This is a genomic window from Microbacterium sp. UBA3394, from assembly GCF_002358725.1.
GTDB classification, from domain to species: domain Bacteria; phylum Actinomycetota; class Actinomycetes; order Actinomycetales; family Microbacteriaceae; genus Microbacterium; species Microbacterium luteum.
This window is the reverse complement of record NZ_DEPK01000177.1, coordinates 1-5,862: the sequence shown is the minus strand read 5'-3', so window position 1 is coordinate 5,862 and position 5,862 is coordinate 1. Positions and strand designations below refer to the sequence as shown.

Here is a 5,862-nt window from a genome sequence, read left to right as displayed (position 1 = left end):
GATCTGGTGCGATCAGGTGAGGGTCTCGCGCCGCCACAGGCCGGCGCAGGTCGCGAGATCGGTGCCGTAGTCGGACAGGCGGAGCGCTCGGCGCGTGAGCGCACTCGCGCGGTCGGACTCGGTCGGCTCGTAGTCGTCGGCGAGATGGGTGGATCCGGCAGCCTGGATGCGGCAGAACGCCGCCGCACGCTCCAACGCCACCGCGAAGTCCCCGCTGAACGCGCCGCGCAGGATGACGTCGATGAGCGCGACCAGCTCCTCCGGCCCGGCGGGCGTGGGAGCACCCGCGACGACGTCGTCGGCGGAGGCGAGCTCCGCGCGTCCGCGCTCGTACAGCAGCGCCGCCGTGCCGGGATCGTCGTGGATCATGAGCTGCAGCAGGTACAGCCGCCACAGCGCGCCCGGCAGGCTCGACGCCGGCGAACGCGACCACAGCTCGGCGATGTCGTCGATCCCGTGGTCGTCGGTGAAGGTCACCAGGCGGTCGACGACCGCCGCATCCGGCTCATCGCGCACGCGCGAGAGCAGCGCCTGGGCGGTCGAGTGCGCGGCGCGCGAGACCTCAGCCGGGTCCTGCGCCGAGTAGAGCCGATCGAACAGCTCCGCGGGGCGGCGCACGGGCTCGTGGAATTCCCGGGACTCGTCACTCATGCGTCCAGGCTACGCGCCCGACGACGACGTCACGCCGTGGGGATGACCACGATCGGATCGGTCGACGGCTGTCCGGTCGGCGATCCGCCGGCGGGTTCGATCGTCACCGCGAGGGCATCTCCCGGCTCGAACTGGCCCTCCAGGAGCGCAGGCTCGTCGCTGTCTGCGGGACTGTACAGGCCGGCCGATACCGGACCCTCCCCGCGCACGAACCACAGCTCGTACGTCTGGTCGTCGCCGAGCTCGGGCAGATCGTCGGAGACGAGCACGGCTTGACCCAGCGACTCCGACCAGTAGGCCGTGACCGCACCCTCGCCGCTGACGAGTTCGGCAGTGGTCGCCTCCGAATCCGGGGCGTCCTCGATCTGCTGGAGCGCGACGACGGATGCCGGCCGCGTGAGGTACTCGTTGATCGTGACCGCGCCGAAGCCGAGCGCCACCAGCAGCACGAGCGACGCGGCGAGCGCGAACATGCCGCGCATCCACTTCTGCCGTGCGACGGTCTGGATGGCTTCGGTGCGCGGCGCCGTCGAAGGCTGGGCCGGCGGTGATACCGGGGTCTTGGGGACCTGCGGCGTCTCGGCGATGCGGGCGAAGAGCGCCTCGCGAATCGCCGTGGGCGGCTCGACGACGGGGACGGCAGAGCCCAGCAGGGCCGCGGCATCGGCGTCAGCGGCGGCGATGTGCTGCCACTCGGGGTTTGCGGCGAGCGCGGCTTCGTACGCACGCTCGTCGTCAGCCGACAGGGCGTGCACCGCGTGCCCCGCCGACAGCTCCGCGAACTCGTTCCGGTTCACGCTTTCACCCCCATCTCGACCCGTAGCCGCGACAGACCGTCGCGCATCCTGGTCTTGACCGTTCCCAGCGGCGATCCTGTCATCGCCGCGATCTCGCTTTGACTGTAACCCCCGTAGTACGCCAGGACGATGGCCTCGCGCTGAGGGTCGGGAAGGGCCGACAGAGCCGTCGAGACACGTCGTCCCTCGAGCTTCAATTCGACCTGCTCCGCCACCCCGTCGTATGCCACTCCGAGGTCACGGATGCCGGCGCGGACGTCGCGATCGCTGCTCGCCTGCGACGACCGCACGCGGTCGACGGCTCGGCGATGGGCGATCGTGAGCACCCACGACCTTCCTTGCCCTTTCTTCGGAGCGAACTTCGCGGCGGATTGCCACACCTCCAGGAACACTTCCTGAAGGACCTCTTCGCTCTGCGATCGGTCGACGAGCACACGCAGGATGAGACCGAACACGCGCGAGGAGAGCATGCCGTACAGCGCGGTGAACGCGCTCTGGTCGCCTCCGGCGATGCGTTCGAGGAGTTCGCCGACGTGATCGGTGCGGTCGCTGCCGTCCTCGGGGACGTCGACGCCGTCAATGACCATACGCTCCAGCATGCCTCACGCGCGCGAGGAAACCGGTATCGGTGCGGCCCGCTTGACGTGTGTCGACACCTGTGAACTACCCCGGCGGGACCGAATCCGAGAAAACTCCAATCCACCCGCCCGGGTGTTCCGAACAGCCTGTGTACGCCGCTTCTGCGGACGACGATCCGGCCCTCGCGGCCACCTACACCGGAGGTAAAGTCATGCTCACCAAGAAGTCGCACATCACTGCTGGTCTCTCGCTCGCCGTCGCCGCGACGTTCGCGCTGTCGGCCTGTTCCGGCTCCACGTCGTCGGAGACGATGGACGAGGACATGCCCACCGAAGAGACCACCGCTCCCATGGAGGACGACACCATGGAGGAAGACACCATGGACCCCGCCGCCATGCTCGTCGGCCCGGGCTGCGCCGACTACGCCGAGGCCGTTCCGGACGGCGCGGGCTCGGTCGAGGGCATGGCCATGGACCCCGTCGCGGTCGCCGCGTCGAACAACCCGCTCCTGACCACGCTCACCGCGGCCGTCAGTGGCGAGCTGAACCCCGACGTCAACCTCGTCGACACCCTGAACGGTGACGAGTTCACCGTCTTCGCGCCCGTCGACGACGCGTTCGCCCAGATCGACGAGGCCACGATCGAGACGCTCTCCACCGACTCGGAGCTGCTCACCTCGATCCTCACGTACCACGTCGTTCCCGGGCAGCTGAGCCCCGACGAGGTCGTCGGAACCCAGACCACGGTCCAGGGTGGCGATGTCGAGGTCACCGGCTCGGGTGACGAGCTGATGGTCAACGACGCGATGGTCATCTGCGGTGGCGTTCAGACCGCCAACGCGACCGTGTACCTCATCGACTCGGTTCTGATGCCGTAAGGCTCGAACCGCCGGCGGCCGGACTCGGGGGAGGGCCGGCCGCGACCAAGACGACGCGGTCGTCGACGCTATGCGAGGTGCGTCGGCGGCCGCGTCGCCCATTAGGCTGGAGGTTCACGGGCCTCTAGCTCAGTCGGTAGAGCATCGGACTTTTAATCCGCGGGTCGTGGGTTCGAGCCCCACGGGGCCCACCACCCTCGTCATGCGATCCCGTCTCTCGACTGAGATCGCAGCCCATCACTCCTCGCCAAATCGGCCGCGTGTCAGCTATTCGACAACACCCGGGGAGCCTTCAAACCCGCGAGAAGCGCGAAGGCCCTGCCGCAGCTGCAGCCTCGCTCTCGAGGGTGCGCAAGCGAAGCACCTACTGTCGAACTGTGAGTACATCAGATGCCTTCGACAAGCGAGCGCGAGAGGCAGCGCTCGGCACCCAGGCTCTATTCGACACCTTGGCCCATATCGAGGCCGTTTCGTCCCTGGGCACCGGAACCATCGTTTATGACGGTTCACGAGACCCGGACGGCTACCTGAACGAGGATCTCCGTGCAGTGGCGCTGGCGTCAACGTTGGGAATGAAGAGTCTAGATGAGGCGCGCAAACGATTTGCGGGGCTTCCCGGCGCCGTCGAACACCCACCACGCGCTGCCTACATCCAGGCGTACAAGCGCGCGATGTCGCACGTCGAGTCTTCCAAGAGGTCACTTCGAACGAATAGGCACGCACCGCTGACGGAAGGGATGTTTGCGGGATCGGTCGCCATGGAACGCCTCATCCACACAATCTTTTCCGCACACGTTCTCTACCAACTTCGGTTGCGCATCGAGGCGGATGCGGTGGCGCGAGTCGCACTTGAGCAGATCGCGTGGTCCGTCGCAGTCGCTCCGCTGAACGACTTCGAGTTGGTGGCGAAGGTTAAGCCCCAGCGGTCGATATCGGCCTTGAAGAAACTTGTGACTCAACCATCGGTCGGGCCACTTTACAGCTACTTCAGTTCGTCAGCCCATGCCGGTATCGGTCAGCATCTAGCGGTGTTCGACGTAGACGACGACGGGCGAGGCCTGATTCGTCACGGCGTGACAGACTGGGCGGGCTCCGCGCAAGCCATTATGTCGATCGCTGACCTGTGGGTTGTGGCGTACGAGTCTGTGCAGCACGATCACCTTCCGCGGTTGACCTCGGTCATCGACGAACCGCCTTTCACCGCCGACCCAAACCGCCCCTTTCTCTCGGAGATGGCCGACACTATCGACGAGATTCGTCGGCTAGAGGAGGCCGATCATGGGCGTCGCGGCGAAGATGTGAACCCGTAGCTCCGGCGGCAGTCGCGGCGTCGTCGAGCGCGGCCGATGCCGCGTCGAGGTCGTCGTCGAAGAGGTCAGCGTAGGTGTCGAGCGTCTCGCCGTGGACGCGTGGCCCAGCATCCGTTGCGCGGCCTTCACGTTCGCACCGCCGGAAATGGCGAGCGACGCCGCGGTGTGACGCAGGTCATACGGGGCGTGACGCGTGGAAAGGGCGTCGGCGACTCCTCCCCCTCTTCGATCGCACGGAGCGACGCCGCCTGCGCTCGTGCGACGGCGCTGTTGAATCAACCCGTCGTCTACTTTGGCCTGCGCACGTGAATGCGTCCGTCGCCGAAGACGAGCTGCTCCCGACTCTTGCCTGCGACAAGTTGCGCCATCGTGTCGGCGAGGACGCCGGATACGGCACCGGGCGTTTCTCGTGCGTCGTCCCACGGGGCCCACCAACCTCGTCATGCGAAGAGACCTCGGCCACCGCGTGCGAGGATGAGGCGTGCCCACGGTCACAGCTCTCTTCCGCTACCCGGTCAAGGGCTTCACACCCGAGGCGCTGCCCGCTCTCGAGATCGACGCCGGCGGTCGCGTGCGAGGCGATCGGGTACTCGCCTTCCGGTTCGCCGACGCCGTGACGCCCGATTCCGAAGGCGGCCTCGACCACTGGCCGAAAGAGCGCGGCCTCTCGCTCATGCGCTTCGCCTCTCTCGCGAGGCTGCGCACGACGTTCGATGCAGCTGAGCGGCGCCTGCGCATCCACGACGACGAAGGCCTCGTGCTCGACGCGCCACTCGACGACGAAGGTCGCCGAGAGGCGGCGGATGCGATCGGCGGGTGGCTCACCCGCTCCCCCGACGCCCGCCTTCTCCGGGCCGATGGCGTCATGCCCCTCCACCTCGTCGGCGACGGGCTGACCTCGCGCTTCCAGGACCGCGCCCGCGGATACGTGTCGCTGCACGGAGCCGCGTCGGTGCAGGCGGTGGTGGATGCCGCGCCGGTCGCCATCGACGATCGCCGTTTTCGATCGAACATCGTCGTCGGAGACAGCGACGCGTGGGAAGAACTGAGCTGGCGCGGGTCGCTGCGCATCGGCGAGGTGGAGTTCGACATCGAGCGGCCCATCGGCCGCTGTGCGGCGATCTCCGTCAATCCCGACACGGGCGCCCGAGACGCGCGCCTCGTCGGCCTGCTCACGAAGGAGTTCGCTCAATCGGAGCCGACACTGGGTGTTCTTCTGCTCCCCCGACACGGTGGCGGGGCCATCCGGGTCGGAGACGACGTCACTCCGCTGTGACATCCACGCCAGTCAGAGCGCGAGCGCGAGAGGCCTCCGGGCGCACGAGGATCCAGCCGGCCACGCTCGCGACGATCGCCGTGAGCGCTCCGACCGCAAGGGCCGGGAACTCCCGCCAGTCCGATGGCATGTCGGCCGTCGCCCAGAAGAACACGATCAGGGCGGCGACCGCGAACGCCGGCGGGAGCACCCACATCGCCTCGCGGAACGTGCCGCTGGGAAACCGACGGGATCGGCGGACGCCGACGACGACCGCGGCCAGCACCGCGAGCGCGAGAGCGGCGCCGGCGAGGACGCCGATGAGCACGATCGGGAACACCTGGGACAGGCGATGCTGCGTCCACCCGCCCCGGTCGACGGTGAAGGACCCGG

7 protein-coding genes and 1 tRNA gene are annotated in these 5,862 nt (G+C 67.9%); 4 read left to right on the top strand and 4 right to left on the bottom strand.

Features of this window, described 5'->3' with window-relative positions:
• Window positions 1-12: 12 nt before the first annotated feature.
• Genes B4E30_RS10605 through sigK form a run of 3 tightly spaced genes read right to left on the bottom strand, consistent with a single transcriptional unit; the run spans window position 13 to window position 2,047 of the window.
• Window positions 13-651 carry a DNA-directed RNA polymerase subunit beta gene (locus B4E30_RS10605; RefSeq protein WP_286795269.1) on the bottom strand — a complete coding sequence of 213 codons (639 nt, stop codon included), beginning with the start codon at window positions 649-651 and terminating at the stop codon, window positions 13-15.
• Between the two features lie 29 nt (window positions 652-680).
• Entirely contained in the window at window positions 681-1,448 is a 768-nt protein-coding gene (locus B4E30_RS10600) for an anti-sigma factor (RefSeq protein WP_286795268.1), read from the bottom strand.
• A complete protein-coding gene (sigK, locus tag B4E30_RS10595) occupies window positions 1,445-2,047 on the bottom strand; it encodes an ECF RNA polymerase sigma factor SigK (protein WP_286795267.1) in 603 nt (200 codons plus the stop codon). Before sigK ends, B4E30_RS10600 begins: the two co-directional genes overlap by 4 nt.
• A 191-nt stretch (window positions 2,048-2,238) precedes the next feature.
• On the opposite strand from sigK, the gene B4E30_RS10590 reads away from it, so the two are divergent.
• From B4E30_RS10590 to B4E30_RS10570, 4 genes are all read left to right on the top strand, one after another.
• Window positions 2,239-2,904, top strand: coding sequence for a fasciclin domain-containing protein (locus tag B4E30_RS10590; protein ID WP_286795270.1), 666 nt, complete (start codon window positions 2,239-2,241; stop codon window positions 2,902-2,904).
• 118 nt (window positions 2,905-3,022) lie between these two features.
• A tRNA-Lys gene (locus tag B4E30_RS10585) sits at window positions 3,023-3,098 on the top strand.
• 183 nt (window positions 3,099-3,281) lie between these two features.
• Window positions 3,282-4,214, top strand: a complete 933-nt coding sequence (locus tag B4E30_RS10580) for a hypothetical protein (RefSeq protein ID WP_286795266.1) — start codon at window positions 3,282-3,284, stop codon at window positions 4,212-4,214.
• Between the two features lie 481 nt (window positions 4,215-4,695).
• On the top strand, window positions 4,696-5,490 hold the full coding sequence (locus B4E30_RS10570) for an MOSC domain-containing protein (RefSeq protein ID WP_286795265.1): 795 nt from the start codon (window positions 4,696-4,698) through the stop codon (window positions 5,488-5,490).
• On the opposite strand, the gene B4E30_RS10565 is transcribed toward B4E30_RS10570, so the two are convergent.
• On the bottom strand, window positions 5,477-5,862 hold a 386-nt coding region (locus tag B4E30_RS10565; RefSeq protein WP_286795264.1), incomplete at its 5' end, for a hypothetical protein. The two genes, B4E30_RS10570 and B4E30_RS10565, sit on opposite strands and share 14 nt — an antisense overlap.